The organism is Ruminiclostridium cellobioparum subsp. termitidis CT1112 (genome assembly GCF_000350485.1).
GTDB lineage: Bacteria > Bacillota > Clostridia > Acetivibrionales > DSM-1351 > Ruminiclostridium > Ruminiclostridium termitidis.
In genome coordinates, this window is sequence record NZ_AORV01000065.1 from 105,046 (window position 1) to 130,162 (window position 25,117).

30 protein-coding genes and 2 tRNA genes are annotated in these 25,117 nt (G+C 40.0%); 7 read left to right on the plus strand and 25 right to left on the minus strand.

Features of this window, described 5'->3' with window-relative positions; all coding sequences use genetic code 11:
• Positions 1–275 precede the first annotated feature (275 nt).
• The 3 genes from CTER_RS22585 to CTER_RS22595 all read right to left on the minus strand — a co-directional run bounded on the left by CTER_RS22585 (position 276) and on the right by CTER_RS22595 (position 2,592).
• The gene (locus CTER_RS22585; protein ID WP_004629892.1) at positions 276–743 is read right to left on the minus strand and encodes a pyridoxamine 5'-phosphate oxidase family protein; all 468 of its coding nucleotides are present in this window, start codon (positions 741–743) and stop codon (positions 276–278) included.
• Between the two features lie 699 nt (positions 744–1,442).
• Complete coding sequence (locus CTER_RS22590; RefSeq protein ID WP_004629765.1) at positions 1,443–1,769, minus strand: DUF3795 domain-containing protein; 327 nt, start codon at positions 1,767–1,769, stop codon at positions 1,443–1,445.
• 76 nt (positions 1,770–1,845) lie between these two features.
• A complete protein-coding gene (locus CTER_RS22595; RefSeq protein WP_004629842.1) occupies positions 1,846–2,592 on the minus strand; it encodes a MerR family transcriptional regulator in 747 nt (248 codons plus the stop codon).
• A 203-nt stretch (positions 2,593–2,795) separates the two neighbouring features.
• Between CTER_RS22595 and CTER_RS22600 the strand changes: the two genes are divergently transcribed.
• A complete protein-coding gene (locus CTER_RS22600; protein ID WP_004629869.1) occupies positions 2,796–3,125 on the plus strand; it encodes a hypothetical protein in 330 nt (109 codons plus the stop codon).
• Between the two features lie 114 nt (positions 3,126–3,239).
• On the opposite strand, the gene def is transcribed toward CTER_RS22600, so the two are convergent.
• From def to CTER_RS22625, 5 genes are all read right to left on the minus strand, one after another.
• Positions 3,240–3,695 (minus strand): peptide deformylase, encoded by a 456-nt coding sequence (gene def, locus CTER_RS22605; protein WP_004630074.1) that lies wholly within the window; start codon positions 3,693–3,695, stop codon positions 3,240–3,242.
• The gene (locus CTER_RS22610) at positions 3,695–3,931 is read right to left on the minus strand and encodes a helix-turn-helix transcriptional regulator (protein ID WP_004630230.1); all 237 of its coding nucleotides are present in this window, start codon (positions 3,929–3,931) and stop codon (positions 3,695–3,697) included. The genes def and CTER_RS22610 overlap by 1 nt, the downstream gene beginning before the upstream one ends.
• A 202-nt stretch (positions 3,932–4,133) precedes the next feature.
• On the minus strand, positions 4,134–4,805 hold the full coding sequence (locus CTER_RS22615; RefSeq protein WP_004629907.1) for a GntR family transcriptional regulator: 672 nt from the start codon (positions 4,803–4,805) through the stop codon (positions 4,134–4,136).
• Between the two features lie 72 nt (positions 4,806–4,877).
• Positions 4,878–6,806 (minus strand): aconitate hydratase, encoded by a 1,929-nt coding sequence (locus tag CTER_RS22620; RefSeq protein WP_004629932.1) that lies wholly within the window; start codon positions 6,804–6,806, stop codon positions 4,878–4,880.
• 248 nt (positions 6,807–7,054) lie between these two features.
• On the minus strand, positions 7,055–8,434 hold the full coding sequence (locus CTER_RS22625; protein ID WP_004630228.1) for a beta/alpha barrel domain-containing protein: 1,380 nt from the start codon (positions 8,432–8,434) through the stop codon (positions 7,055–7,057).
• A 379-nt stretch (positions 8,435–8,813) separates the two neighbouring features.
• Here CTER_RS22625 and CTER_RS22630 point away from each other — a divergent pair, with 379 nt between their 5' ends.
• Positions 8,814–10,070, plus strand: a complete 1,257-nt coding sequence (locus CTER_RS22630) for a methyl-accepting chemotaxis protein (RefSeq protein ID WP_004629651.1) — start codon at positions 8,814–8,816, stop codon at positions 10,068–10,070.
• Between the two features lie 122 nt (positions 10,071–10,192).
• Here CTER_RS22630 and CTER_RS22635 read toward each other — a convergent pair whose 3' ends face one another.
• The 3 genes from CTER_RS22635 to CTER_RS22645 form a co-directional block, all read right to left on the minus strand.
• Entirely contained in the window at positions 10,193–10,390 is a 198-nt protein-coding gene (locus CTER_RS22635) for a type II toxin-antitoxin system antitoxin (protein ID WP_004630124.1), read from the minus strand.
• Positions 10,391–10,408: 18 nt separating this feature from the next.
• Entirely contained in the window at positions 10,409–11,278 is an 870-nt protein-coding gene (locus tag CTER_RS22640) for an SPFH domain-containing protein (RefSeq protein ID WP_004629957.1), read from the minus strand.
• 132 nt (positions 11,279–11,410) lie between these two features.
• The gene (locus CTER_RS22645) at positions 11,411–12,112 is read right to left on the minus strand and encodes a Crp/Fnr family transcriptional regulator (RefSeq protein WP_004630023.1); all 702 of its coding nucleotides are present in this window, start codon (positions 12,110–12,112) and stop codon (positions 11,411–11,413) included.
• A 189-nt stretch (positions 12,113–12,301) separates the two neighbouring features.
• Here CTER_RS22645 and CTER_RS22650 point away from each other — a divergent pair, with 189 nt between their 5' ends.
• The 5 genes from CTER_RS22650 to CTER_RS28450 all read left to right on the plus strand — a co-directional run bounded on the left by CTER_RS22650 (position 12,302) and on the right by CTER_RS28450 (position 15,697).
• Positions 12,302–13,081: a 4Fe-4S binding protein gene (locus CTER_RS22650; RefSeq protein ID WP_004629753.1), complete on the plus strand. Its 780-nt coding sequence runs from the start codon at positions 12,302–12,304 to the stop codon at positions 13,079–13,081.
• A gap of 97 nt (positions 13,082–13,178) precedes the next feature.
• Positions 13,179–13,940, plus strand: coding sequence for a 5'-methylthioadenosine/adenosylhomocysteine nucleosidase (locus tag CTER_RS22655; protein WP_004630182.1), 762 nt, complete (start codon positions 13,179–13,181; stop codon positions 13,938–13,940).
• Between the two features lie 238 nt (positions 13,941–14,178).
• Positions 14,179–14,622 carry a cell wall hydrolase gene (locus tag CTER_RS22660; protein ID WP_004629983.1) on the plus strand — a complete coding sequence of 148 codons (444 nt, stop codon included), beginning with the start codon at positions 14,179–14,181 and terminating at the stop codon, positions 14,620–14,622.
• Positions 14,623–14,667: 45 nt separating this feature from the next.
• Entirely contained in the window at positions 14,668–15,108 is a 441-nt protein-coding gene (locus CTER_RS22665) for a hypothetical protein (RefSeq protein ID WP_004629974.1), read from the plus strand.
• A 448-nt stretch (positions 15,109–15,556) separates the two neighbouring features.
• Complete coding sequence (locus CTER_RS28450; RefSeq protein ID WP_004629883.1) at positions 15,557–15,697, plus strand: hypothetical protein; 141 nt, start codon at positions 15,557–15,559, stop codon at positions 15,695–15,697.
• A gap of 129 nt (positions 15,698–15,826) precedes the next feature.
• On the opposite strand, the gene CTER_RS22670 is transcribed toward CTER_RS28450, so the two are convergent.
• From CTER_RS22670 to CTER_RS22730, 14 genes are all read right to left on the minus strand, one after another.
• Positions 15,827–16,744, minus strand: a complete 918-nt coding sequence (locus CTER_RS22670; RefSeq protein ID WP_004629608.1) for a formylglycine-generating enzyme family protein — start codon at positions 16,742–16,744, stop codon at positions 15,827–15,829.
• Positions 16,745–16,871: 127 nt separating this feature from the next.
• A complete protein-coding gene (locus CTER_RS22675) occupies positions 16,872–17,453 on the minus strand; it encodes a glycoside hydrolase family 11 protein (protein WP_004630131.1) in 582 nt (193 codons plus the stop codon).
• 1,084 nt (positions 17,454–18,537) lie between these two features.
• The gene (locus tag CTER_RS22680) at positions 18,538–18,792 is read right to left on the minus strand and encodes a spore coat protein (RefSeq protein WP_004630196.1); all 255 of its coding nucleotides are present in this window, start codon (positions 18,790–18,792) and stop codon (positions 18,538–18,540) included.
• Between the two features lie 14 nt (positions 18,793–18,806).
• A complete protein-coding gene (locus CTER_RS22685) occupies positions 18,807–18,992 on the minus strand; it encodes a hypothetical protein (RefSeq protein WP_004629670.1) in 186 nt (61 codons plus the stop codon).
• Positions 18,993–19,277: 285 nt separating this feature from the next.
• A complete protein-coding gene (locus CTER_RS22690) occupies positions 19,278–19,961 on the minus strand; it encodes a class I SAM-dependent methyltransferase (RefSeq protein WP_004629592.1) in 684 nt (227 codons plus the stop codon).
• Positions 19,962–20,074: 113 nt separating this feature from the next.
• Positions 20,075–20,458, minus strand: a complete 384-nt coding sequence (locus tag CTER_RS22695; RefSeq protein WP_004630199.1) for a hypothetical protein — start codon at positions 20,456–20,458, stop codon at positions 20,075–20,077.
• A gap of 107 nt (positions 20,459–20,565) precedes the next feature.
• The gene (locus tag CTER_RS29325) at positions 20,566–20,748 is read right to left on the minus strand and encodes a CatA-like O-acetyltransferase (RefSeq protein ID WP_083909078.1); all 183 of its coding nucleotides are present in this window, start codon (positions 20,746–20,748) and stop codon (positions 20,566–20,568) included.
• A 277-nt stretch (positions 20,749–21,025) separates the two neighbouring features.
• A complete protein-coding gene (locus CTER_RS22700; RefSeq protein ID WP_004629968.1) occupies positions 21,026–22,051 on the minus strand; it encodes an NAD-dependent epimerase/dehydratase family protein in 1,026 nt (341 codons plus the stop codon).
• A complete protein-coding gene (locus tag CTER_RS28455; protein ID WP_004629991.1) occupies positions 22,048–22,824 on the minus strand; it encodes an EFR1 family ferrodoxin in 777 nt (258 codons plus the stop codon). The genes CTER_RS22700 and CTER_RS28455 overlap by 4 nt, the downstream gene beginning before the upstream one ends.
• A gap of 13 nt (positions 22,825–22,837) precedes the next feature.
• Positions 22,838–23,206, minus strand: coding sequence for an ArsR/SmtB family transcription factor (locus tag CTER_RS22710; protein ID WP_004629667.1), 369 nt, complete (start codon positions 23,204–23,206; stop codon positions 22,838–22,840).
• A gap of 117 nt (positions 23,207–23,323) precedes the next feature.
• Positions 23,324–23,551 carry a hypothetical protein gene (locus CTER_RS22715; RefSeq protein ID WP_004630185.1) on the minus strand — a complete coding sequence of 76 codons (228 nt, stop codon included), beginning with the start codon at positions 23,549–23,551 and terminating at the stop codon, positions 23,324–23,326.
• Positions 23,552–24,181: 630 nt separating this feature from the next.
• A tRNA-Arg gene (locus tag CTER_RS22720) sits at positions 24,182–24,258 on the minus strand.
• Between the two features lie 15 nt (positions 24,259–24,273).
• Positions 24,274–24,347 (minus strand) — tRNA-Gly (locus CTER_RS22725).
• A 207-nt stretch (positions 24,348–24,554) separates the two neighbouring features.
• Positions 24,555–25,034, minus strand: coding sequence for a YfcE family phosphodiesterase (locus CTER_RS22730; RefSeq protein ID WP_004629922.1), 480 nt, complete (start codon positions 25,032–25,034; stop codon positions 24,555–24,557).
• Positions 25,035–25,117: the final 83 nt, after the last annotated feature.

Consider the following 25,117-nt stretch of genomic DNA (forward strand, 5'->3'; position numbering starts at 1 on the left):
CTGCATTTATGCAGGTGCTTTTAATTTTTTGTTTTGGGATTCGAACCCGGGAGGGCGCGAGCGTAAGTCGAAAAGGGCCTTAATGGCTGTTTTGCAGCGTAGCGTAGGAGACCGGCACCGCAAGCCAAAGCGCGCAGCGGTGGGCGACGTCATTAGCATGCACAGCATGCGGCGAATCCCCTATGGGTCACCAGATAAAGCATCTGCATTTATGCAGGTGCTTTTAATTTTTTTGTTTTGGGATTCGAACCCGGGAGGGCGCGAGCATTTAGGAGCTATCTCTGCTCATATTTGTGAAATTTGTATGGAGAAATTGATTTATAATATCCAGTATCCAATATTAATTCATCCCTGTTCATTTCGCCCAGTGAAGTATTATATCGCCATATTACCAGAGGAGTAATTTCATATAACTCATTGTTTTTCTTCTCGAACACTGCCGTGTATTTTGGAAACCGCCTGTCATAAATTTCTCTTTTATGTATATACTCATGGCTGCCATATGGTACTAGCCTCGCAATTCCATGAATCTGCAATACGCCGGCACATACCGCAACATGCGGATTCTCGGCTAAATTTCTACATTTTAATGTGTCAGAATAACTTCCGAAATACAAATGTAAATCTTGATCATGTGCAAAGCAAACAGCTGAATTATCTGGATAAATTTTGTTTGTAGTTGCCAGGTATAACAATTTCTCTTTTTCCAATATGTTTATGACAGTACCAAAATCAAGTTCCATATAAGCTTACCCATCCTCTGCTATTATTTTGCAAGTAACGTACAATAAATTATTATAGATATCCAATTATTAGTAAATAATATCTTACTATATAGGAATAGTCAACCTGCGTACATATTCACATTCTGCTTAATTATTTTTATATTACGGCGACTACGGCATAAAAATATCCCTTAACATATCGGGCTCTTGAGGTTTATTTTCTCTTTCTCCAACTATTTCTGGATCTTATTAAACTCCTTAATAAAATTAATCCAATAATAACCGCTCCAATTACCAGTGTTGGAATTACTATATAAAAGCACAAAATGAAAAATTCGGTCTCTCTATTCCATTCCAAACTTTTTTCACTCTCCCATCTACTTTTATGGCTAAACTCAATAACAAGTGGACGTGCGGTAATGGCATGATAAATTAAAATCAATCTCTTTTTAAATAATCTGATGAAATCATAGAATAATAACACACATCTCTATACCCAACTTCACATCTATTAGCATAAGAATTATAGCTAATAAAAACCAGCCTCACCTAAAAACTCATTTGTGTTTTTTCAAATAAAGCCATAAATGTATATTTTCCGCTTTGTCTATCAACTACTTTACCGCACTATTCACTGTATCCCTTAACAACAGTAAAAACCGCACATTCAATTTAACAGGATATGCGGTGATGAGTATTTATTATAAACATTGTTATCTATATAAATTCAACCCCTGTTTTGTTGTTTTTCTGCCATTCATAAAATTCATTAATTCTTTTACAGGGGCTGTTACTGCATTGTTTGCATGTATGTATACCTTTGCTTGTATTACACTGCGTAATATTACATTTGTCGGACAGAAAAAACTTCCTGCCGGATTTACAGCCATAACATTTCATTTCTTCAATATCAAATGTACGTTTGTAAATCTCTCCCCATTTGTCTGCAAGTTCCTGTTTCAATGAAATATTCTCAGTTGATGTAGCAATAAATAATGGACATGTAGAACAGTTTATACCACAATATGCAATCAATTTATCCAACGCCCTTTCCTCCCAACCATATTCGAAATCATATTATCAGAAACACTTATCTTAGTTATAATCTTAGTTTAGCACCTTAAGAAATTTCATCAATATTAGCTCTCACAATACCTTCAAGATAATGTACCATTTCTTTTAGCTTGTCCTCATCGGAAATTGCATGAAGCTTTGTATCAATCAAGACATTATTCTTTACACTTATTCTGATTTGAAATTCATTTAATCCTTCATTATCCACAAGCCTGATTAATGGAATCCCCCTCTTAAGTTCCAGTTCAAGCTTTCTTCGCATATCTTTAAACAAATCAATAAAATTCTCTTGCCCAATGGTATTTATATAAGGAATAATTCCTGTCCCAAATTCAAATCTGACAATATCTCCTTTATAGCTTTTTTCCATGTTTATCATCCTTTCGTCAGTACTATGCAATAATATTTGCTCTCGCAGGAACTGATAAATATTAACATTGCTGATTCCAATATCTTCACTCATTTTTAAAACCGACTGAATAATAGACTTGCTGTATTTAAGTTCATATATTTTATTTTCTATTTCATCCAGCCTGCCAAGGAGAATATCGGATAGCTGCCTGCCATTATCAGACAGCAACACCCCGGAAATTTCATTCATAGTCAATTTAATATTCCTGAGGAGAAGAATCTGTTCCAATCTGTTAATTCCCTCTTCGTCATAATATCTGGCATGTGATACCTCATCTTTAATACTTTTTAACAGCCCGATTTCTTCATAAAACCTGAGAGTTCTTTTTGTTATATTGTATTTTTTTGATACGTCACTTATCTTAATAAGTGCTGCCATCATTGTACGATCTCCTTCCTCCAAAAATTATTAAGAAGTACTTCTTACGTTAATTGTAAATGATTACGCAGCGTAACTGTCAACATTTTTTTACCATATATGTTTATAATCAAGCTATCCAACAGCAAATTAAGTACCATGTATTTACAATATTTGGAATTTATTATATGATTAGATAAAATAAATACATCAAGGAGGAAAACTGTATGAAGAGATCGGTTAAGGTCCTATCGTTAGTGTTGGTAATAATAATCTCATTATCAATACCTGCTTTTGCCTCTGGCAGTTCAAGCGCAAATATCGTCAGCTACGGATATAACCAAAACGGTGATTATATCGTGGTTGTGGAAGTTGAGGGCTGCAGCATTTCCAGCGCTGTCTGGGATAATGTCAATGCAGCTTACAGCAGCATCAACATCATTAATTACAATAAAGCACAGTATGTATATAACTTTGGCAAACCATCACACGATCTGCACTTTTTTACAATATTTTTTTCCAATAATACTTATATACAAGCTGATTTCATGACTTGATTAAAAATTAATATTTTGCAGGATTTGAATAACATATAAAAACAACTTTGCCGTTGCAAAGTTGTTTTTTATATTCGGTATATCTCCTATCTAACAGGACATATCTATATTTCATTAAAGGTGTATATATTCGGTCACTTTATCTGTAAACAATACCCCATCCAGATGGTCAAGTTCATGGCAGAAGCACTTGGCCAGCTCTCCTGTCCCAATATACCTGACTTTCTCACCTTTTTCATTCAGCGCCTCAACTGTAACCTTTGCCGGGCGTATTAATCTGCCGGCAACACCTGGAATGCTCAAACAGCCCTCAATAACCTCCTGGCTTCCCTCCTGGCTGATTATTACAGGATTAACCAGTTTAATCAGGCCATCCCCCATATCCAATACAACAAGTCTCTTTAAAATTCCCACCTGGGGAGCTGCCAGACCTGCCCCATTTTCGGTATGGTACATTGTTTCAGCCATATCATCCAATAGCTGTCTTATCTGGTCATTTACTTCTTCCACAGGCCTGCATTTTTTTCTTAATACCTCATCTTCCACCGTCCTGATCTGCCTTATTGCCATTAAACAACACCTCTGCTTTTTTGAGCTCTTGATTTTCTTTCACTTTCCTCAAAGTTGAATACATCTTCAATTGTGCTGCCAAATACTTTGCAAATATCATAGGCCAGCCATATTGAAGGTTCAAACTTTTCCGTTTCAATAGCATTTATTGCCTGTCTGGATACACCCACCAGTTCCCCCAGCTGTTCCTGGGTCAGGCCCATTACTTCACGCAGTTCCCTGATTTTATTTTTCATCCTTACCTCCGTGTGCCCTGCATTTTATTCGTATTGCCCTTTATCTCACTGTCATGTTTACCTTACATTAATTGTATATCAGTTCTGGAGTTAATGTCAAGTCTACCTTACAAACCAATCACAAAAAAGACACAAAGCTGATCATTCAACTTTGTGTCTTTTACAGATAAATAATAATCTAATAAAAACCTATTTTTAAAACCTATTTTTGATGTGTCTTATTAAAATTCATGCTGGCATTGGTTATATGCTGGATTGTTAGTTTCTCGGCAGTATCCGCATCCTTGTTTTTGATGGCTTCAAATATGGCTCTATGCTCATCAAGCGCTTTTACAGGTCTTCCCGGAGTCTCAAAAGAATTATTCCTCGCACTCTGGATATAAAAGTGGAAAGTGCTGAGCATATGCATCAAAGGCCTGCTTTTACTTGCCTTGAAAATAATATCATGAAATTTGGAGTCATAAGTCATCAGATGCTGGGCATCGTTCTTAATGGTATAGAACTCCTCAAGCTCAAGAGCCTCCTGCAGTTCCTTGATCTCTTCATCAGTAATCTTCTCTGCCGCCCATCTGGCCGCCAGTCCTTCAATCATTGTCCGTATGATGAATATATCCTCAACATCCTGTTCGGATACTCCCTTGACTATAACTCCCTTGTTGGGTATGGATTGAACCAGTCCTTCCAGCTCAAGTTGTCTTATAGCCTCCCGTATGGGGGTTCTGCTCACTCCAAGCTCCTCCGACAGTCTCAATTCAATCAGACTCTCACCGGGCTTGTAAACCCCGGTCAGGATTTGCTTCCGAAGCTGATTAAAAACCTTCCCTCGAAGAGAATTCACCAGGTTTTCACTTTCGTCATATTCCAGCCTAGCCATTTTTTTGATATCCCATCTGCGTGTAAAAATGCCGGGGCATCCTGCACGCTTTTAATTAAATAATTATATATGTCAGCCGTTATTTACCTTTGTAAAATTCAGCAAACCTCCGGCAAGTATCATCTGTACCTGTCTGTCCGACAAAGATACCTTGACCTTTATCTCTCTGTTTTTAGTAAGATTTCTTACTATGACAGTATCGGCCTTTTTTACCTGATCTATGGCATTCTCAATAGTAAGTTCATCATTCATATCTATGGTATCATAATCCGCTTCGTTTTCAAAGGTCATCGGAACTATTCCGGAGTTGATCAGATTTGCCATATGGATTCTGGCAAAGGATTTGGCTATAACACCTTTGATCCCAAGCTGAAGCGGTGCCAATGCAGCATGTTCCCTGCTTGAGCCCTGACCATAGTTTGAACCTCCGATTATGAAACCTCCGCCGTTTTCCTTTGCTCTTGCAGGGAATTCAGGATCACATGGAGTCAGACAGAATTCAGCAAGATAAGGTACATTTGACCTGAATGGCAGCAGTTTTGCATTTGAAGGCATTATGTGGTCGGTGGTTATATTGTCTCCAACCTTTATCAAAGCTTTTCCTGAAACCTTATCGGACAATGCCTTGTTAACAGGGAAAGGCTTTATATTAGGCCCCCTTACTACCTCCACATCATTTCCTTCAGGTGCAGGAGCCACCACAAGGTTGTCGTTTATAACAAATTCCTCAGGCATTTCTATTTTAGGAGCCTCTCCCAGCTCTCTGGGGTCTGTCAGTACTCCGGTAAGTGCGCTTGCCGCTGCAACTTCAGGGCTTACAAGATACACCCTGGCAGAGGTTGTTCCGCTTCTGCCTTCAAAGTTTCTGTTGAAGGTTCTCAGGGATACCGCGTCTGTACATGGAGCCTGCCCCATACCTATACATGGACCGCAGGCAGATTCAAGGATTCTTGCCCCTGCCGAAACCATATCGGCCAGAGCACCGTTCTGTGCCAGCATGGTAAGGACCTGCTTCGAACCGGGTGCTATTACAAGGCTTACATTGGGATTGACTGTCTTTCCTTTTAAAATGGCAGCTACCTTCATCATATCCATGTATGATGAGTTTGTGCAGCTTCCGATTGCAACCTGGTCAACCTTGATTTTGCCTATTGTTGAGATCTTTTCGACATTATCCGGGCTGTGAGGTTTGGCAGCCATTGGCTCAAGGGCTGCCAGATCAATAACTATATGTTCATCGTAATTTGCATCGGCGTCAGGCAATAATTCCACCCAATCGGCAGCTCTGCCCTGTGCCCTGAGAAATTCGTGAGTCACATCGTCACTTGGGAATATTGAAGTGGTAGCACCCAATTCTGCTCCCATGTTTGTGATGGTTGCTCTTTCGGGAACAGTAAGAGTTTTGATTCCCTCTCCGGCATATTCGATAACTTTGCCGACACCGCCCTTTACAGACAATACCCTTAAAACTTCCAGTATTATATCCTTTGCAGCCGACCAGGGATTGAGTTTTCCTTTAAGTTCCACCTTACAGACTTTTGGCATTGTCAGGTAGTATGGTCCTCCTCCCATTGCAACAGCTACGTCAAGGCCGCCGGCACCAATGGCGAGCATACCGATTCCTCCGCCTGTCGGAGTGTGGCTGTCCGAGCCGAGTAATGTCATTCCGGGAGCACCAAAGCGTTCAAGCTGTACCTGGTGACATATGCCGTTTCCGGGCTTTGAAAAGTACACACCGTGCTTTGAAGCCACAGTCTGGATATATTTATGGTCGTCGGCATTTTCAAAACCGGCCTGTAAAGTATTATGGTCAATATATGCCACTGATTTTTTTGTCTTTACTCTCGGTATACCTATTGCCTCGAATTGAAGGTATGCCATTGTACCGGTGGAATCCTGCGTGAGTGTCTGGTCAATTCTGATGGATATTTCGCTGCCTGTAACCATTTCACCGCTTACCAGGTGATTTTTTATTATTTTTTGTGCTAAATTAAGACCCATTTCTATAAAGCCCCCCTAAATATAAATATACATATTCATAATTGATGATATCAATTTAACCGGTTTCATATAATAAATAATTAATAAAATAATATAAAACCTATATAATAATATCTATTTAATAACTATTTTTCAACATAAAAGCCATACCTTTTTTCACTGAACAGCAGTACGAATTATATTGATAATATTAATTCTTTTAATGTATCCTGATCGAGCTGCTATAAAAGCTGGCAGACAAACAGGAACTATCTGCCTTCCGGAATCAAGTCCGGAGCCAGTTCCCTTATGCACTTCAGCATTTCCTTGTCACTGATGGAGGTATTTCTTCCGCCCTTGTACTGTGCGTCAACCCATTCCTTTATTACAGCTACCCTGTCATCTTTTTTATCTATAAGACTATCCCCTGAAAGGCGGAAATAGTTGTTGATCCACAATGCAATCCCAGCCAGGCCGGAAGTCTGTGTTATGGCCACCCCTATAGGTCTGTTCAGCAGCTTGCCTGTATTGAATATGTTGTATATTTCTTCATCCTTTAAGAGTCCGTCTGCATGTATTCCAGCCTGTGTCACATTGAAGTGCCTGCCGACAAACGGTGTCCTTGGCGGGATCTCATAGTCAAGTTCCTTTTCATAGTACTCGGCTATTTCGGTAATAACCGTAGTATCCATGCCGTCGGTGGTACCCCTGAGCGAAGCATATTCAAACACCATAGCTTCAAGAGGTGTATTTCCGGTACGTTCCCCTATTCCCAAAAGTGAACAGTTTACCGAGGAACAGCCGTACATCCATGCAGTGGCTGAGTTACAGACAGCCTTGTAAAAATCGTTATGTCCGTGCCATTCGATCAACTCACTGGGGAAGCCGGCGTGATGTCTCAAACCGTAAATTATTCCTCCCACACTTCTGGGAAGCGCCGCACCCGGGTAGGAAACGCCATAACCCATGGTATCACAGGCTCTCAGCTTTATTGGCACTCCGCTTTCATCCATAAGCTTTCTGAGTTCAAGTGCAAAAGGAACAACAAAACCGTAAAAATCTGCCCTTGTAATATCCTCCAGATGGCATCTCGGTTTAATACCCACACTGATAGCTTCCTTAATTACACTGAGATAGCTGTCCAGTGCCTGCTTCCTTGTCATTTTGAGCTTATTGAATATATGATAATCGGAGCAGCTTACCAGGAAGCCGGTTTCCTTCATGCCCATCTGTTTGGCAAGCTGGAAATCACTCTTGGACGCACGTATCCAGCTGGTTACCTCAGGGAATTGATATCCTCTCTCCAAACATTTATATACCGCTTCCTTGTCCTTGTCGCTGTAAAGGAAGAATTCGGTCTGACGGATGATACCTTTCGGGCCGCCCAGCTTATGTAAATAGTCATATAAAGTTACTATCTGTTCTGCTGTATATGGAGCTCTTGATTGTTGTCCGTCCCTGAAGGTGGTATCCGTTATCCATATTTCATCTGCCGGGTTCATTGGCACCCGGCGGTGGTTAAAAGCACATTTGGGCACCTCGTCATAATTATATATCTCTCTGTAGAGATTGGGCTCGGCAATATCCTGCAGTGCATACCTGTACTGCGTTTGCTCCAGGGTGTTGGATTTCCTGTTAAATTCTATCATATTGACCTCTCCATTCTGCTGCTGCGCAGCCACACAAATGCTGAATAAAAATTTATAAAGATAGGTTCTGATTAGCTTCAGAACCTCTTTAGAATCGTATTTATGTATATGTGTATAATTGTATACAATCATACACACCGTGTCAATAATTTATAAATCCTCAAATTACTCCAATTTTTTCATAATTGATTTTAGCTTTCAGTGCTTTTTCATTAAAAATAACTGCCTAACTATGGTAAATAAAGAAGGATTTTATTTCTTTTTGTAGAATATCTGTAGAATAGTAGTATATTCCAATGTATAATGTTATTATATTTGAGGAATGAAATAGATTGCACGGTTTTCATTTTCAACATTTCTATTTTTCGGGGGGAGTATTATGAAAAAAACAGAAGAGACAAATGGTAAAAAGCCCAGTAATCTTTATGTTATTGGTGCTGTAATCAGTGTTGTTTTATGTGTCATTGGAGGTATTATAAGCGGTAAAGTACAGTTTGCCTTTTACACGCTGTTTGCAAGTTTGGCGAGCTGTGTTGTTTTTATAATTCTTACAGGGCTTCAGTACAAAAAAACTATCACACAGTTCTCTAAAGATTTGGATGGTTTTAAGTCAGGTGATTTTTCACACATGATCGAACCAAAGGCTTATGGAATAATGGGACATATGGCCTCTATTGTCAACCTGGTTATCAGTGATGTGCGTTCACTGATAGAAAGCTTCTTTAATCTCTCACTTTCCATCTCTCAGGCTTCCAGAAAAGTGACATCGACTTCCGAAAACGCTTCCAATGCAATTGAAGAAATTGCAAAGACTATTGATGAAATAGCAAAGGGTGCATCTTCGCAGGCTGAAGAAGCGCAGATGGGTGTTCAGGTAGTAGACAAGCTTTCAGATCAGATAAATTTCGTATATGAAAGCTACAGTGGTATCACAAATGAGACAAACAAGATAATTGATCTTAACACTGTGGGTCTTAAGGCGGTAACCACCTTGAGAGACAAATCCAAAGAAACCTACGAAACCTCTGAGAAGATTTTCGCCGTTGTTGAAAATCTTACCAATACTACAAAAGATATAGGTTTATTTGTTGAATCCATTGAAAACATTGCAGAACAGACAAACCTGCTGGCACTCAATGCAGCAATTGAAGCAGCAAGAGCCGGTGAAGCCGGAAAAGGTTTCGCAGTTGTTGCCGACGAAGTCCGTAAGCTGGCCGACCAGAGCAGAAAGTCCACTGAAGAAATCAATAATATGATGCAGAGTATTCAGGAAGAGTCTGCTTTAGCCATCTCCTCAATGGAAATAATGAAAAAAGTATCTCAGGAGCAGAACCTTGCAGTTGACAGGACAAACAGTTCCTTCTCAGACATAGCAAATGCCATTGATTACATAGTTGCCAAGATAAATGATGTAAATAAGGCTGTTATTAAAATGCAGGAAGATAAGGGTGAAGTTATCAGTGCAATTGAAAACATCTCCTCTGTTTCCCAGCAAACCGCCGCCTCCAGCGAAGAAGTTGCTGCAACCACTGAAAATCAGCTTAAGACTCTTGACGATATGAAGATTGCGTCGGAAAGCCTTAATCAGCTGGTTAAACAGCTCGATCTGAAATTGAAGAAATACAAGTTAAGATAAATCATGAACCGACTTTAAGATTACAAAATTATAAAAAAGCAACCTGCAGCATCTAAGCTGCAGGTTGCTTTTTTCGATATAGTTATATAGAACTTATAACTTTCTAAAACTCAGTATTAAAGCTAACTATCAGTATTCCCGTCCGGACTGCTCTCATCAGTCTCTTCACCGGGCAGTTTTTTGTTCCGCTTGCGGAGTGCTTCGCTTATAAGATATTCTATCTGACCGTTTACCGATCTGAATTCATCGTCGGCCCATTTTGATATTTCTTCCCACATTTTAGGGCTCAGCCTCAGTAGTATTGATTTCTTTTCTGCCATAATATCAGCGCCTTTATATTAGTTGTGCAAAGTCCCGGTATTAATGACCGGCTGCGTATTTTTTTCGCCGCAAAGTACTACAAGCAGATTACTGACCATGGCAGCTTTTCTTTCTTCATCCAGTTCCACAATCTCATTTTCACTGAGCTTATTTAATGCCATCTGAACCATACCGACCGCACCTTCAACTATCTTTTGTCTTGCTGCTATGATTGCCGCCGCCTGCTGCCTCTGGAGCATGGCTGCTGCAATTTCCGGTGCATATGCCAAATGTGAAAGTCTTGCTTCCTCAACTACCACACCTGCTTTTCCCAAACGCTGCTGCAGCTCGTTTTTCAGGGCTTCCGCAACCTCATCCGCGCTTCCTCTTAACGATATTGTATGACTGTCCTCGGTATTATCGTACGGATACATGCCTGCCAGATGTCTCAAGGCCGATTCGCTCTGTACATTTACGTAATCAACATAGTTATCTACATCAAAAACGGCTTCAGCGGTATTTTCCACCCTCCACACTATAACAGCAGCGATTTCGATGGGATTGCCCATTTCATCATTGACTTTTATTTTATCTCCGTTGATATTTCTGGATCTCAGTGAGATCTTTCTCTTTGTATAAAACGGATTTGCCCAATGCCATCCGGCTTTCTTTATGGTGCCGGAATATTTACCGAACAGAATCAGTACCATTGCTTCATTGGGCTGTATGGTAAAGAAGCCCGGCAGCATAAAAATAAATACAATAAACAGTAAGATACCTAATGCTGCCAAAAACTCAGGTCCGATTATTATAGCCTCTACAAAAATGACAACGCTAAGTATCAAAATCAAAAATGATAATAATAGAATAAATCCTCCCGATTTGGTCTTTCCAATTATTTCTTTCATATCGATCCCTCCATATAAGAACAATATTAATATGATATCTAAATGATATCATATTAATATGAAGAAGTCAATTACTTGAATTTACTCGTTATATGGATTCACTCGTTATAAGAATCTATACATTATTTTAAATTATTCATTGATCATATCCTTTAGTTTATCCGGCTTTAAAATCCGTATTGCCTCCTTCTGAAATTCAATTATCCCCCTATCCCGCATTACTCCCATCTCTCTGGACATGGAGGGTCTCGATATATTCAAAAAATCTGCCATTTCATTTCTGTTCATGGGCAATCTGAAGGTGTGGCTGCCCGATTTCTCCATATGCTCCAGCAGCAGGCAGGCTATTTTTGAGTTTATGCTTTTCATGGACAGGTACTCCACCCTTCTGTTGAGCATGATTGCCCTGTTTGACACTGTCTTGAGCAGATTTTTTATCAGCTGTGAGTGAAAGCTGCAGGCCTCACTGCACTGATTTATAATTGCATTATTTTCAAGAAATATTGTCACGCAGTCGGTTTGAGCCTGCACATTCGCCGGCCACTGCACTTTTCCCGAAAATGCAATTACTTCACCGAAAAGTTCTCCGGCTGTGACCACACCCAGCATAACCCTGCTGCCTGCAGCGTTTTCCTTTGTAATGACGGCACTCCCTTCTACCATGATTCCCAGACCGTGGTACCTGCTGCCCGCCATAACAATAAAATCACCCTTGTTATAAGAATGCAGCTTTGGACTGAAGCATTCCAGCATGGTATTGAGCTGAAAATGGTTAAAACCCTCAAACAGTTCACATTTTAACAAGGTCCTGGCAAGAATCTCATATTTACTCAACTCGTTTTCCTCCAAATTTATTTTTTGTATCTCAGGATACCGATTTATATACAATTATACCTTATAATCATCCCATAAGCTAAAAAACAATACCAAATATAAATCACAAATGTAAGTCATAAATGTTAATAAGTATACAATTACTCAATTATAAATTTTAAGGGAGCACAAGCTCAAGAGGAGGATATTATGAAAAGAAATATTATAAGGATTGATGAGGAAAAATGTAACGGCTGCGGCCTTTGTGTAAATGCCTGCCACGAGGGGGCACTTGTTATAGAAAACGGCAAAGCCAAACTTATATCCGACAGTTACTGCGACGGACTGGGAAATTGCCTGCCAGAGTGTCCTACAAATGCAATCACAATTGAAGAACGCGAGGCCGATGCCTACGATGAAGAACTTGTTAAAGAAAACATGGAGAAAAGAGCCGCTGCAGCGCATATGTCTCATGGAGCACACGCACCACATGTACCGCATGTACCGCATGCACCGCATGCACACCCTCCAATGCACGGCGGCTGTCCCGGTTCAAGGGCAATGGCAATAAAGAGATCCGCTGAAAGCAATGTGTCTGCTCCTGTTTCGGCCCAGCCTCTCACTTCCGAACTTATGCAGTGGCCTTGCCAGATAAAGCTGGTTCCTGTGAATGCACCGTACTTTGACAACTGTGATCTGCTGATCGCAGCCGATTGCACAGCCTTTGCCTATGCCAATATCCACAAGGACTTCATAAAAAACAGGATAACTCTCATCGGCTGCCCCAAGCTTGATGATGGGGATTATTCCGAAAAGCTTACAGCCATTCTTTCCAATAACAACATTAACAGCGTTAAGATCCTGAGAATGGAAGTTCCCTGCTGCGGCGGCATAGTAAATGCAGTAAAGACAGCACTCATGGAGTCGGGTAAAATAATTCCCTGGAGTATTGTAATAATCGGAACAGATGGAGAAATCAGACAAAGCTGATTCAAGTCCTCCTTTAAAATATGGAATTTTTCAATTATAATAGGTCTGTGGGCACTATGCTTCACAGACCTATTATTTTTATGAAATGGAGAAACCTATGTTAATTGGTATAATTGGAGCTATGGAGCAGGAAATCAAGCTGCTCACAAAAAGTATGGAGATCACTGAAACTAAAACCATCGGTATGAGAGACTATTATACAGGAAAACTTTTCGGAAAGGACGCAGTCCTGGTATTTTCAAAATGCGGCAAGGTTGCTGCGGCATCTGCGGTTACTTGTCTTATTGAGGTGTTTAAGGTTGATCTGGTCATATTCACAGGAGTTGCCGGCGGAGCAGACAGAGCATTGAATATCGGCGATATAGTAATTGCCGACAGGCTTGTACAGCATGATATGGACGCCAGCATGCTGCCGGGATGTAAAAAGTTCGAGATACCTCTGCTGGGAGTTGACATATTCAAGGCCGATAGCAGGCTTACAGCTCTTGGGGCGAAATCCGCCATGCATTATGTATCACATTATATGGCAGAAGATGTGTCACAGGAAGCCCTGACAGAGTTCCGCATTACAACGCCAAAAGTTGTCGTGGGCACTGTTGCAAGCGGCGACCAATTCATTGCCGACAGCAGCAAGGTCAGAAGTCTGACAGAGGAGATACCCGACCTCAAGTGTATTGAAATGGAGGGAGCCGCAGTAGCCCAGGTCTGCTATGAACATGGGATTGATTATATTGTTTTCAGAGTAATATCCGACAAGGCCGATGAGCATGCAAGCATTAATTTTCCATTGTTTATTGAAAAAACAGCCAGCCATTTCACACGTGGTATAGTACGTCAATTCATTTCAGAAATTGATTAATTTTTGCTGGAGATCAAGAATATTCAGTTTTGACTGACTTTCTCAACAATTATCATACCCGGTCCCGTACCGGGTATTTTTATGTGTAAATACCATCTGCGAAGTATATTGGTTGTTGAGAGTCCCGCAACCCGGCTAATTTACATAATTCTTCAATTATGTAACATTATCAAATACCCTTTAATATACTGCTATTAGAATATATAGTGATAAATATTTGCTTTAAAGGTGATAGCGAATGCCATACACAGATAGGGAATTAATGGCCAGAATAATACAATGTGAAGCCGAAGGCGAAGGTGATAACGGTATGAAGGCTGTAGCATCGGTAATCATGAACAGAACTACAGTACCATACGGTCAGTTTTTCAGGGAACTTCACGGCGACGTACGGGCAGCAATCCTTCAGGCAGGTCAGTTTACATGTGTGAAGGAAGTCGTAGGCGGTCAATATAATCCTCAGAATATATATAACATGAATCCGCAGCAACTTCATTATGACATAGCTGATTGGGCACTGACGGGAGGTATACTGGGATCAGTGGCAGATTGCCTGTGGTACTATAATCCCTTCAGGCCAACCTGCGGCTCATTTTTTCCACCCGGTAATACCGGTGTAATATTTACGCGAATAGCCCAGCATTGTTTTTACACCCCGACTCAAAAATACGCTCAGACATAATACCGACCATAATAAATTCTAATCATGAAAGGAAGTTCGAATTTTATGACAAACCGACCGATTCCATATTATACTCTGCCCTGCTGCTACGAAGAAAGACCGGATGGCACTACACAGATGGTACCTCAAAGCCAGCCGACCACACCTCAAGGTCAACCGGCATTTCCCCAGGGACAGCCGATGCTGCATCAGGGTCAGCCCACACAAGCCATCACAGGAGGACCGCAGGATTTTGCACCCATTACTCCCTTGACGCAGCCTGAGCCGTTGACATTAACCAGTACGGAATATTTAAATGGTTTTTTACGTACTCAATTAGGAAGAAGAGTGCGGGTGGAATTCCTGATAGGAACCGGGACTCTATTGGACAGAACCGGAACATTAGTTGGCGTTGGGGCAAACTATATCAATTTAAGACTTATAGAAAGTGACGATGTAATGACTGCTGATTTCTTTTCCATTAAATTTATTACTTTCTTATTATAATACTTGTTATGATACTTGTCTGATGCTAAAAATATTTGAATCTCTCTCCTGAACAAAAACAACCTCTGCCTCACCGTGCAGGGGTTGTTTTCGAATAGGTGACTTAAATTTCGTTCCCGGAATCATATGATATACATGCTTTGATATTGGCATACCTGATAAAGCGGCAAAAAGGAGATAGTATCCGTCTATCCCCTCTTGCCTTTAGTCCCTTTGAATATTCAGTTTTATTTAGGGAAAACACCCTATAATAAATAAGTAAAATAAACAGTGCTTTTTAAAACCGGACAGAAAAAAATACCGCACTTTTATTGATTAAAAATACGGTATGGAAGCAAAACTCCCATAGTTACCATCTTATCGAATTAACTTTTAATAAAGATTTAACATTAATAAAATCCTTCCTTAAAACTTAAAATGTAAAATTACATTAAAAGGTGGTGATTTTATGGAAAAACTATTTTCAAATCTGAGTGAAGATGAACTGAAAAGACAAATTGCCGAAAACTCAAGGGCAATAGACCAACTTCTTAAAGAGCTGAAAGATTCACCTGTTCTGCTGACCTCTGAAGGAAGGGATATATTATAATATTCCTTTCTTTTTTGTTTAAAGATTTTTATTTTATTTCTCAATCAGACTTACGCTTCTATAAAACTCCAGTTCGAAAACATTTGGCATTGTCGTTTGGTGAATTATAATGAAGATATTCGGCTATGCTTAAGCCTCACCACGGCACACACGCAAGCCCGTATCGTTACCTCTGCTATTCGCATTCCACTTGTCCCGAAAAGACAGCTCACAGCAGAAACCATCTCCAAGCCAACCGCCGCCTCTTATAACCCGTACAGATTCGCTATTACTATCCAGGTCTTCATACCAGTCCCAGCACCATTCCCTTATATTACCTGACATATCATATATTCCTAGCTCATTAGGCATTTTTGCACCGACAGGTTTTGCCCTGTTATTGTTGCTTTTTATTACAGAATAAGACCAAAAGCCTGTTAAGTTTCTATCTCCTGAATTTACCCAGTACCATGCTACTTGATTAACATCATCGCTTCCACTGTATTTATAACTCTTGCTCATTTGACCTCCACGTGCAGCATATTCCCACTCCGCTTCCGTCGGCAGCCGGTAGCCATTAGCTTTTATATTGGTGGTTACGGTCCATTTTACATTATCATTGTCATTCTTATTTTTTAAATCTTTTTTATCCGTATTAATATTGTAATATGGTTTTAACCCCTCTTTTATACTTCTTTTATTACAGTATTCTACACAGTCATACCAGCTTACCATTTCTACCGGTAAATTATTGCCCTTAAATCCTGAGGGATTACTTTCAACTTCTACCTGCCAATTTTTGTCTTTGAATTCCGAGGGATTATTCTTCATTACATCAAACCACTCTTTTTGAGTTACCTCATATCTACAGATAAAAAAGTCAGATATATTTAAACTTTTTCCATAATATTTTGACTTTGTATTTTTAAAAGTTCCACCTTTGACTAATACAAAATTACCAAGTCTTTCTTGATCTTCAAGCTTTTCTTGGTTATTTGGTCCTGCTTGAGAACATGCACTGCCAGCAACTATTATTGATAAAAAAAGAATAATCAATAGTTTTTTCATTAATATATCTCCTTTAAAAGTTATGGCTAACAAATTAAACCTGAAAAGGTACGATTAAGGCCGCCCCGTGGATTCCACCAGACGGCCTCTGGTTATAAAGTGGGCTTAATTACCCTTGGCAAAGGACTTAGTTAACTGTTACATCAGCACTGCCGCTGCTGCCTCCCCATCCTTCTACCGCTACTATACAGTAATTTGTACTGCCTACAGGTTGTCCCAATGCTCTCCAGCCTGCGAAGTGTTCTGCAAGATTTATGCCGCTACTGTTGCTACCGCTGCAATTATACTGTGTAAAAGTCGTATTTCCTTGAATTGAAGGACCTGTTACCGATTGTGTATATAAGGTGTATGTACCCTTGCTGGTACTATAGGAGCCTTTGCTGCTACCGCCGCCTCGACCGATGTAATACTCTACCAACGGTCCTGTAAGCCACCCATAGACACCAAAATATTGAGCACCGCTGGCATAACCGGACCAGCTCATAGTTCTGCTTCCCGATGGATTATAGCCTTTACCGGCAACAAAATTCCCGACATTACTCCAGTTAACTTTGTATTGTCCACCGGATAAATTTTGGTAATTTACTGTTCCCTGACCATTAGTCCAGCTTTGTGAATAGTTTGTTGCCGCATTTCCAATTAATGCAAAAAACATAGAACAACTCATTACAATTGCCAAACATAACATTAATCTTTTAATCTTTAACATAATATAAGCCTCCTTAAATTTAATTTTACTAGTTATTAGTTACTACTTACCTGTATACAAATCAAATATTCTTTTCCAGGAATCACTCCCTTTCATGTTTTTGACGGTTGTGTACTTTACCGTACATTACTTATCCCGTGTCGTATTCGGTTAACATTTGACTTCACCTCCTTTCTGAGAAGATACTTTTACTTGAAACAACAAAATTAAAATACCAAATAGAACGAAACCGGTAAAAATAGTAAACTGAATACACTCACAATAAAATTTACATAAAATTATTGTAAAATTAGCATACTGCTATAAACCACTTCACTTTTTAAGTAGATTATTGATTGGATTCATAAATAAACATAGAATATTTTTGTTACTTAGAATTAGTAAACTTCTGTTTGATTGAATTGTGGAAAATCTCCTGGAAACACATCGCTGACAATTACTTTAGATGTAAATGAAATAATGGAACTTTAGCAAGATAACATATAAAGCAAATAAAGCAAACTTTCATAAGAAAAAGTGTATTCAATAAAATTCTTTCCCGCCTCCCCCAAGATGTAAATTTATGGAAATTGCTTTAAGCTAATAATACCACCTAAGTTTATTTTTGTAAATATGTATTTTTGTAAAATGTTGTCAGTTTTATAAAAATATTTAAAAATGTTACAGTTTGTTGAATATCGATGTATTTTGTTGTAATACTTTCTGTAACTTTCTCAATAAACCGAATCTTAAATTTTAATATAACATACTAATTTCCTGTAAAATTTGCGGCAGATTTTATACTCTTTCGAATAATACCCTCTTTATAGACAACAATTCATTATAATGTGATGAAACAATTATACAGAATCATGCTTGGAATAGCGCCAAGCGGGGTCATGCAAGCCTTATACGAAAGTATGCTGGAGTGTAAATCCGCCAGGCAAGTAATTTCTGTTCAAAAAGCAAAGAACCCTGCGGGATGGACATTTATAGTACTGTCCTACAGGGTCTTTGTTTATAGCCATATTCTTTTTGCTATATAAAAGCATACAGCTGGCTTTACTTACTTATTGAATTCTGACCGAAACCGGTTAAAGGTTTTTTATTGCTGTCCAGTGAGCTGGGACTTGGTTTGCTGTACTTCGTCATCCTTAGCCATGAGGGCGGGCTTATAATATCCTTTAGCCTGTGCCATCTGGAACAGCTTATACTGCGATACTTCATCATTATTACGAATCTGTTGAATGGCAGCACGCAGCGTGGGGTTCGCACACTCGGAAATGGTGTTGGCATAGAACGTCAGACTGCTCTTTACAGAGGAAAGAACATCGTTTACCATTATTTTCTCCTGTATCATTATTACTTCCTCCTTTAGCTTAAAAAGCCTAATAGCTGTTGTTTAGTTTTCATGGCACCCTGTGCTCCATCCTCAAAAAACTTCTTAATTTCAGGATCGGTTGCTTGCTGGGCATAAGCCTGTAATTTTTGATGAGCGGTGTCGTGAGCGCCAATAAGATGGCGCAAGTTCTGCAATTCAGTTTGATTTAATTGTGACATCAAAAAACTCCTTTCAATTATATTCTTGTATTTAGTATTCCAGCATTTAGTATTCCAGAATATGAATAGAATATTCACATGTAGTAAAAGTTAATTGCCTGCAATATCCGTCAGCGCAGCTGTCCCATGTCAATTTCTGTTCCGCTGATTGGAGATTTTTTGAATTCCGCCATCACTTTGCGATTATCAGCTGGCAGGCACTTGGGATGCAGGCAAAAAAAAGCAGGCTGACTCTTTTCACAAGGAGTCAGCCTGCTCGACAAATTTGTCAGGGTCATATTATATTCAATATTTCCTAAGGCGGACAATCATAATTATAGGAGTTTTCTGGTCTTTAAAGGGCACTTCATAAAATCCATCTATTAAAAACCCTGCGTCAAAAGCTTCACGAAAAATATCTTCCATGGAACGGTGATAGTAGTTTTGAAGAACCGGCTGACCGGCAATTGCTTCACCCTTGTCAATACAGGAAGTAAAGTAATCCTTGTTAGGATACGTAAAGCACGGATGATGCGTTGCAAAAACAAAGACACCATTTGGAATCAACATCTCATAAATTGCCTTCATAAGAGGACTTATTTCAGAAATATCCATAATCGCCATGTTGGCAACTGCTTTATCAAACGGCCTGTCTTGTTTCAAAGTCAGCAACTCGTCATAGTTGGTTGCGTCACATACATTGAAATTTATCTTATCAAGAAAATTGGCACGTCTCCTTTTGGCAAGCTCAATCATATTTGGACTGTAATCAAACGCAACAACATTAGCACCGTTTTCTGCGAGTCTCCGTGAAAAATTTCCGTTTCCACAGGCAATATCCAATATCAAGTCACCCGCCTTTACGTCCAGCAATTTTTCAGTAAAAGGTCTGACCAAATCCCTGTGGAAATGATTTGACTCTTCCCCCATAAAATCATCCCAAAACTCAGCATTGGTTTCCCATGCAGATAGTCCATTATCTTTTTCCATTGATTTATCCTTCCCATGTTATATTAATAACCTTTGATCCAAGACTGCCCGAAAAATTGGAATTTGCTTGCTATCACTGTCGGTTATGCTTATTATCTTTAATAATCTTATCACTATCTAACTCTTTCCCATTCATTTGTCTGGCTGTTTTTTTGCAGCTTTAATTTGTATTCACCATTTGCACTGTAAAAATATATTTTATCGCAGGATGGTTGTAATTTTACTTGAAATTCGTTTTTAGCACCGATGTTACTGTTCAATCCATATGTTGAATAAAAAGTGATAAATTTTTTATTTCGGTCTTCACTCTCTTTAAGCATTCTTACATAACCCATACTGCTTGCTACACCAACTTTTATTGTCATTACACCGCCATCTTCGGATATTGAATAATCGTTTATCATAACACTTGTTAATTTTCCCCCAGTACTTAATAACAGCAACCCGATTGCTATTATTAATAAAAGTATGGCAATAACTCCGATTTTCTTTTTCACAGATAATCCTCCTGGATACAAATTCGTGTAGGCTATATAAGTAATCAGCCCTTCAAATCCTGTTTGTCTATATCATGTTATCTCATCATCACATTGAGGGAATTTAGCTATAGCATGGCTGGGTAAAGCTTTTGACCCTCTAAGCCTGTAATGTCCATATCAACTGTAATGGAATAGGTACATACGACTTCATTAATATAATGCGTATAGTATTCTCTTCGCTCCCAATTCTCCATGTCAAGTAAATGGAAATCCATTGATAGCTCCTTAGATAAATATAAATAATCCATAGCTCCAGGCTACTCGGTAAATTCTTGTTTATCGTCATCATATCATATATTGCTGCTGTCTTCCATCATTCTATGAATTTACTAAAGTAACTAATCCAGCCTCCCCACTCCATCTTTACACCTTAAATAAACTCTTTTAAATATATAACCCAAGAAAGTCAAATTCAGTTACTAAGTTAAAAAAGTTGTTTTTAGGTTAAAAAAAATTCCACCCATGGATGGAATTTTTACTTTTCATAAATAATTGTATGCCGAACCCAATATATTTTGCCGCGCTTCAGTAACTACGGCTTTTAATCATCCCCAGCTGCCCGAAGGAGGCCGCCGCATCTAATACAGTTTCCCTTGGGGTATGCTGGATCCATCCCAGAAGCCGCTCGGCTTTTTCCGTAGTGTGTGAATACTCACGGCCCAACATGGGCACCATTGAACGCAGAGCCGGAATAAAAATCGCCAGAAAGCGCACCATCCAGTTGGGAAACGTATTTATTGGCGTTTTTGAATCCGGATATTGTTCACGGTAAATCCGCGTCACTTCCGGCATGCGGATTGTTTGGCTGGCGGCAAGAAAGCGCTCCCCAATGGCATTGTCGTTTTCAAATGCCAGTCGGTGGAGTTGTGCCAAATCCCGTACATTGCTCACCTCAAGGGGAATATTCAGGGCACGGGGCAGCCCACCATTTATCAGCCTGAGCAGAATATCGTTGGAGCTGATATTTCCGGCACTCATAACCTGCCCGAAAACCGCTCCGGGCAGAATTGTACTCAAATCAAGCCCATGTTTTCCGGAAAAAGTCCACGCCGCCTTTTCAGCGGCAATTTTTGATAAGCGGTATGGGTCAAGTTCAGGATTATTGTCATCACTCCAGAATTTTTCATCCAGCACAACCTTACCTGCGGATATTTTTGGGGTAGAAGCCGCTTGGGAGGACGTCATGACAACCCGCCTTACTCCGGCGTCCAACGCGCCTTGCAGGACATTCAGCGTACCGCCCTCAGCAATACGCCGCAATTCTTCTGCTGACTCTGTACCGTGTCCCAAAGGAGAAGCAACGTGAATAATGCCGTCTGCACCGGAAAAACCATCTGCCCAGCCCTCTGGTGAAGTTAAATCAGCCTCAAACGCCGAAAGGCGCAGCAGGGCTTCTTCATTCACAAAAGTGGACAGGTCTTTTTTTAAAGCTTCAACTTTTGTTAGGCTGCGCACGCTTGCACGTACCATATAGCCGTGATTTAAAAATTCGGCGATGACAAATCCGGCAATGTAGCCTGTGCCACCGGTGACTGCAATTGTTTTGTTCATTTTGTGTTTCCTTTCTGCCTGTTGTTTGCAGTGATAATTTCATTCAGTGAAACATCGGGGTTGCGCCACCGTGAGATGCTCTTTTCGTTTTTCATATGTATCGCATTTTGGGGGCATATGTGGACGCATCCAAGGCACCCCTCACATTGACTTTTGAACATCACTGTATCAGTAACGGTAATGTTTCCGGCAGGGCAGATTTTAGCACAGATACCGCATTGGGTACAATTTTGACTTATCATGTAACGCTGCCCCTGTTTGCCGTTCATAAAAAGATTCTCACCGCTTTTTACCACTGCGGTAAGGGCTTTCCAGACAGGTCCTGCCGCAGCATCAAGCCTTCTGCAGTTTTGAATATCTGCAATGATCCGGGAAAGGTTCTCATCAATATGCTTTTCCGGCAGCTTGGCTATTTGGTCATTCATATCAAAGCCAGGCAGATAATTGTCCACCATCAGCAGGCTTTCGGCATAATCGAAATGCTGTCCATATTTCTTTGCAAATTTTTGCACATCCACCATGGCCGCACCGGGCAGATTTCCATAGGTACCGATGGCAAAGGAATAGTCGGCCTCCCATGTGGCTCTTTCTAGGAATTTACGGACCATTTTGGGCATTCCGAAGCCATAAACAGGGAAAATCAGGCCAATGACATTATCTTTGAAATGCAGATCGGGTAAATCAATAACCTGTGGAATAGAAACAAGATTACCGCCGATTTTCTTAGCCACTGCAAGGCAGTTGCCTGTGGATGTAAAATAGAAGATTGTCATGATTATACGCTCCTTATTTAACGCTGTAACAGGTGTCACTGCCAAAGGTTTCGGTCACCGCTGTGCGAAACTCCTCGATGTGATACACTAAATTGCACAGATGCTGAAATTCCTTTCCAAAGTTACCAGTATAAAAATTCATGGTGCCCTCATGCCATACATCTACCAATCCTGCCTCCAACAAGATCTTCAAATGATGGGACACTGCCGGGCGTGAAAGGTGTGTCTTTGCTGTAATTTCACCTACCCGCATTCCATCACATCCGGCGCTCATTAGCGTAATGATAATGGACTGCCTGGTCTCATCCCCGATGGCAAGAAGCAGTCGGCGACTTTTTTTAAAATCAGCTTTAATAAAATCTATCTGCTTATCAAAATCCATAGTATACCCCTTCCGGTTAAATGGTTCAAATCCTTGAACCATTTTTAGTATAGAACATCGTTCGCCGCAGTACAACATTGGGAAAGAAAATCGAGACGAAAGAAAATATTAGAATAATCATCGTTCTCTTCTTTCATACATTTTCCTGATATTTGTATTTATATATGTATTAAGCCCTCCGCCGCTTTGTGCAAGAACTTTCATGCGCTCTATATTATATGAACCAGCACTTTTATAGGTATAGCGATATATTGTCCCTGTGGAAAACTGAACTCTTATATAATCATTCCCAGATTCATACGCAATAATGCCAGAATCGCCGTCACCACCCCTATAACGCTCCATATTATACATCTCCCTCCTAAATAGTTATTCGTTAGAGCTTCATCTGGCCAATAGCAATCGCTCGTTTTTAAGCCACTAAAATTCTTTTATCAGGCAGATTTTGAATTCATTGATGGTAGTAATGAATATTTCTATACCAATAATATTTATCTTTTTGTCACACATTATACCTCTACTGATGCTACCCCATGAATGTGATCTTTGCTTTTCATAGAAATTAAATAAAAAGAAAATATTATGTCAATTATAAATAAAGAGTTTGAGCATAAAATTAACACTCCATACTCTCTCAGGTTCGAATCCATCTATTATATAAATCCCCGCCGGGAGGCCCAGAGGGGCCTATGGGGAGACTGGTCCCACCCGTAAGGCGTCGCGTTTTTGCAACGCAAAAACGCTTGTGTTTTCCGCAGAAAACACAAGCGCCAAATGGCGTGCCCATGGGGATTCCCGCCTGCTTCGCATGCTAACGACGTCGCCCACCGCTCGCTGCGCTTACGGTGCCGGGCTCCTACTCGAAGCTAAAAAAGTGCATTTAGCACTTTTTCTTAACGCTCCGAGCCCTCCCGGGTTCGAATCCCGATTATTTTTACATGCAAAAAACACTTGCATATCTGCAAGTGTTTTTTTTGGCGTGCCCATGGGGATTCGAACCCAAGACCTACGGCTTAGAAGGCCGTTGCTCTATCCAGCTGAGCTATGGGCACATATTAAATTTTGATTGGAGCGGGTGATGGGAATCGGACCCACGCAATCAGCTTGGAAGGCTGATGTTCTACCATTGAACTACACCCGCATTAACCCTGGTACATCAGCATTTGAGAGTGTTTATCGCCAGCCGACTCTTGATATTATACAGGGTACTTTTTAGTTTGTCAACAGATAAAACTATATTTTTTACTAAATTTAAGTATTTCTCAACCTATTATTAAACGGCTCCTAAATCGCTTTTTTCAACGCATTTTTAGGCATGCTCAAGCCTTCCACAAACCTTTGGATAACCTTAAACGTAATAAATATCCGCATTAACCTTTCCCCCGGCAACCTCCATAATCACATAGGATTCGGATTTGCTGCTCCTGGATTCACTCATGCTTCCCGGATTTATTACAAGCTTGTTATCAACATTGTCAATAACAGCCACATGTGTATGACCGAAAAGGATAACCGAAGCATTTTCAGCTTTCGCCTTTGATAATATACGGTTATAATCCCACTTTACGCTGTATTTATGCCCGTGGGTCATAAATATGGTAACACCGTCAATTTCAATTGTCTTATCGGCACTGATGGTTCCTACTCCAATATCACAGTTACCGTATACATACTCAAACTTTTTATCGGGATACAATTGGCTCAATTGTGATGCATCTCTGCAATAATCTCCGAGATGCAAGACCATCTCAACCTCGGGATGTCTGTCCAGAGCCTCCTTTGCATTGAATATGTAACCGTGAGTATCACTCATTACAAGCACTTTCATTATGTCCTTCCCCCATAGAGTCAAAATAACATTAAAATATCTTCAAATAAATTCTTAATCAACTCTTAATCAACTTTAAATTA

Bases quoted from the DNA above. Each gene is read 5' to 3' on its own strand.
- CTER_RS22610 (WP_004630230.1), bottom strand. From the start codon at position 3,931: ATGAAAAATAAAATCAGGGAACTGCGTGAAGTAATGGGCCTGACCCAG.
- CTER_RS22715 (WP_004630185.1), bottom strand. From the start codon at position 23,551: ATGGAGCGTTATAGGGGTGGTGACGGCGATTCTGGCATTATTGCGTAT.
- CTER_RS22690 (WP_004629592.1), bottom strand. From the start codon at position 19,961: ATGGAAAAAGATAATGGACTATCTGCATGGGAAACCAATGCTGAGTTT.
- CTER_RS22680 (WP_004630196.1), bottom strand. From the start codon at position 18,792: ATGATACAGGAGAAAATAATGGTAAACGATGTTCTTTCCTCTGTAAAG.
- CTER_RS22630 (WP_004629651.1), top strand. From the start codon at position 8,814: ATGAAAAAAACAGAAGAGACAAATGGTAAAAAGCCCAGTAATCTTTAT.
- CTER_RS22655 (WP_004630182.1), top strand. From the start codon at position 13,179: ATGTTAATTGGTATAATTGGAGCTATGGAGCAGGAAATCAAGCTGCTC.
- CTER_RS22615 (WP_004629907.1), bottom strand. From the start codon at position 4,805: ATGGCTAGGCTGGAATATGACGAAAGTGAAAACCTGGTGAATTCTCTT.
- CTER_RS22730 (WP_004629922.1), bottom strand. From the start codon at position 25,034: ATGAAAGTGCTTGTAATGAGTGATACTCACGGTTACATATTCAATGCA.
- CTER_RS22710 (WP_004629667.1), bottom strand. From the start codon at position 23,206: ATGGATTTTGATAAGCAGATAGATTTTATTAAAGCTGATTTTAAAAAA.
- CTER_RS22685 (WP_004629670.1), bottom strand. From the start codon at position 18,992: ATGTCACAATTAAATCAAACTGAATTGCAGAACTTGCGCCATCTTATT.
- CTER_RS28455 (WP_004629991.1), bottom strand. From the start codon at position 22,824: ATGACAATCTTCTATTTTACATCCACAGGCAACTGCCTTGCAGTGGCT.
- CTER_RS22600 (WP_004629869.1), top strand. From the start codon at position 2,796: ATGAAGAGATCGGTTAAGGTCCTATCGTTAGTGTTGGTAATAATAATC.
- CTER_RS22675 (WP_004630131.1), bottom strand. From the start codon at position 17,453: ATGTTAAAGATTAAAAGATTAATGTTATGTTTGGCAATTGTAATGAGT.
- CTER_RS22635 (WP_004630124.1), bottom strand. From the start codon at position 10,390: ATGGCAGAAAAGAAATCAATACTACTGAGGCTGAGCCCTAAAATGTGG.
- CTER_RS22665 (WP_004629974.1), top strand. From the start codon at position 14,668: ATGACAAACCGACCGATTCCATATTATACTCTGCCCTGCTGCTACGAA.
- CTER_RS22625 (WP_004630228.1), bottom strand. From the start codon at position 8,434: ATGATAGAATTTAACAGGAAATCCAACACCCTGGAGCAAACGCAGTAC.
- CTER_RS22620 (WP_004629932.1), bottom strand. From the start codon at position 6,806: ATGGGTCTTAATTTAGCACAAAAAATAATAAAAAATCACCTGGTAAGC.
- CTER_RS22670 (WP_004629608.1), bottom strand. From the start codon at position 16,744: ATGAAAAAACTATTGATTATTCTTTTTTTATCAATAATAGTTGCTGGC.
- CTER_RS22640 (WP_004629957.1), bottom strand. From the start codon at position 11,278: ATGAAAGAAATAATTGGAAAGACCAAATCGGGAGGATTTATTCTATTA.
- CTER_RS22585 (WP_004629892.1), bottom strand. From the start codon at position 743: ATGGAACTTGATTTTGGTACTGTCATAAACATATTGGAAAAAGAGAAA.
- CTER_RS29325 (WP_083909078.1), bottom strand. From the start codon at position 20,748: ATGGATTATTTATATTTATCTAAGGAGCTATCAATGGATTTCCATTTA.
- CTER_RS22700 (WP_004629968.1), bottom strand. From the start codon at position 22,051: ATGAACAAAACAATTGCAGTCACCGGTGGCACAGGCTACATTGCCGGA.
- CTER_RS28450 (WP_004629883.1), top strand. From the start codon at position 15,557: ATGGAAAAACTATTTTCAAATCTGAGTGAAGATGAACTGAAAAGACAA.
- CTER_RS22650 (WP_004629753.1), top strand. From the start codon at position 12,302: ATGAAAAGAAATATTATAAGGATTGATGAGGAAAAATGTAACGGCTGC.
- CTER_RS22595 (WP_004629842.1), bottom strand. From the start codon at position 2,592: ATGATGGCAGCACTTATTAAGATAAGTGACGTATCAAAAAAATACAAT.
- def (WP_004630074.1), bottom strand. From the start codon at position 3,695: ATGGCAATAAGGCAGATCAGGACGGTGGAAGATGAGGTATTAAGAAAA.
- CTER_RS22660 (WP_004629983.1), top strand. From the start codon at position 14,179: ATGCCATACACAGATAGGGAATTAATGGCCAGAATAATACAATGTGAA.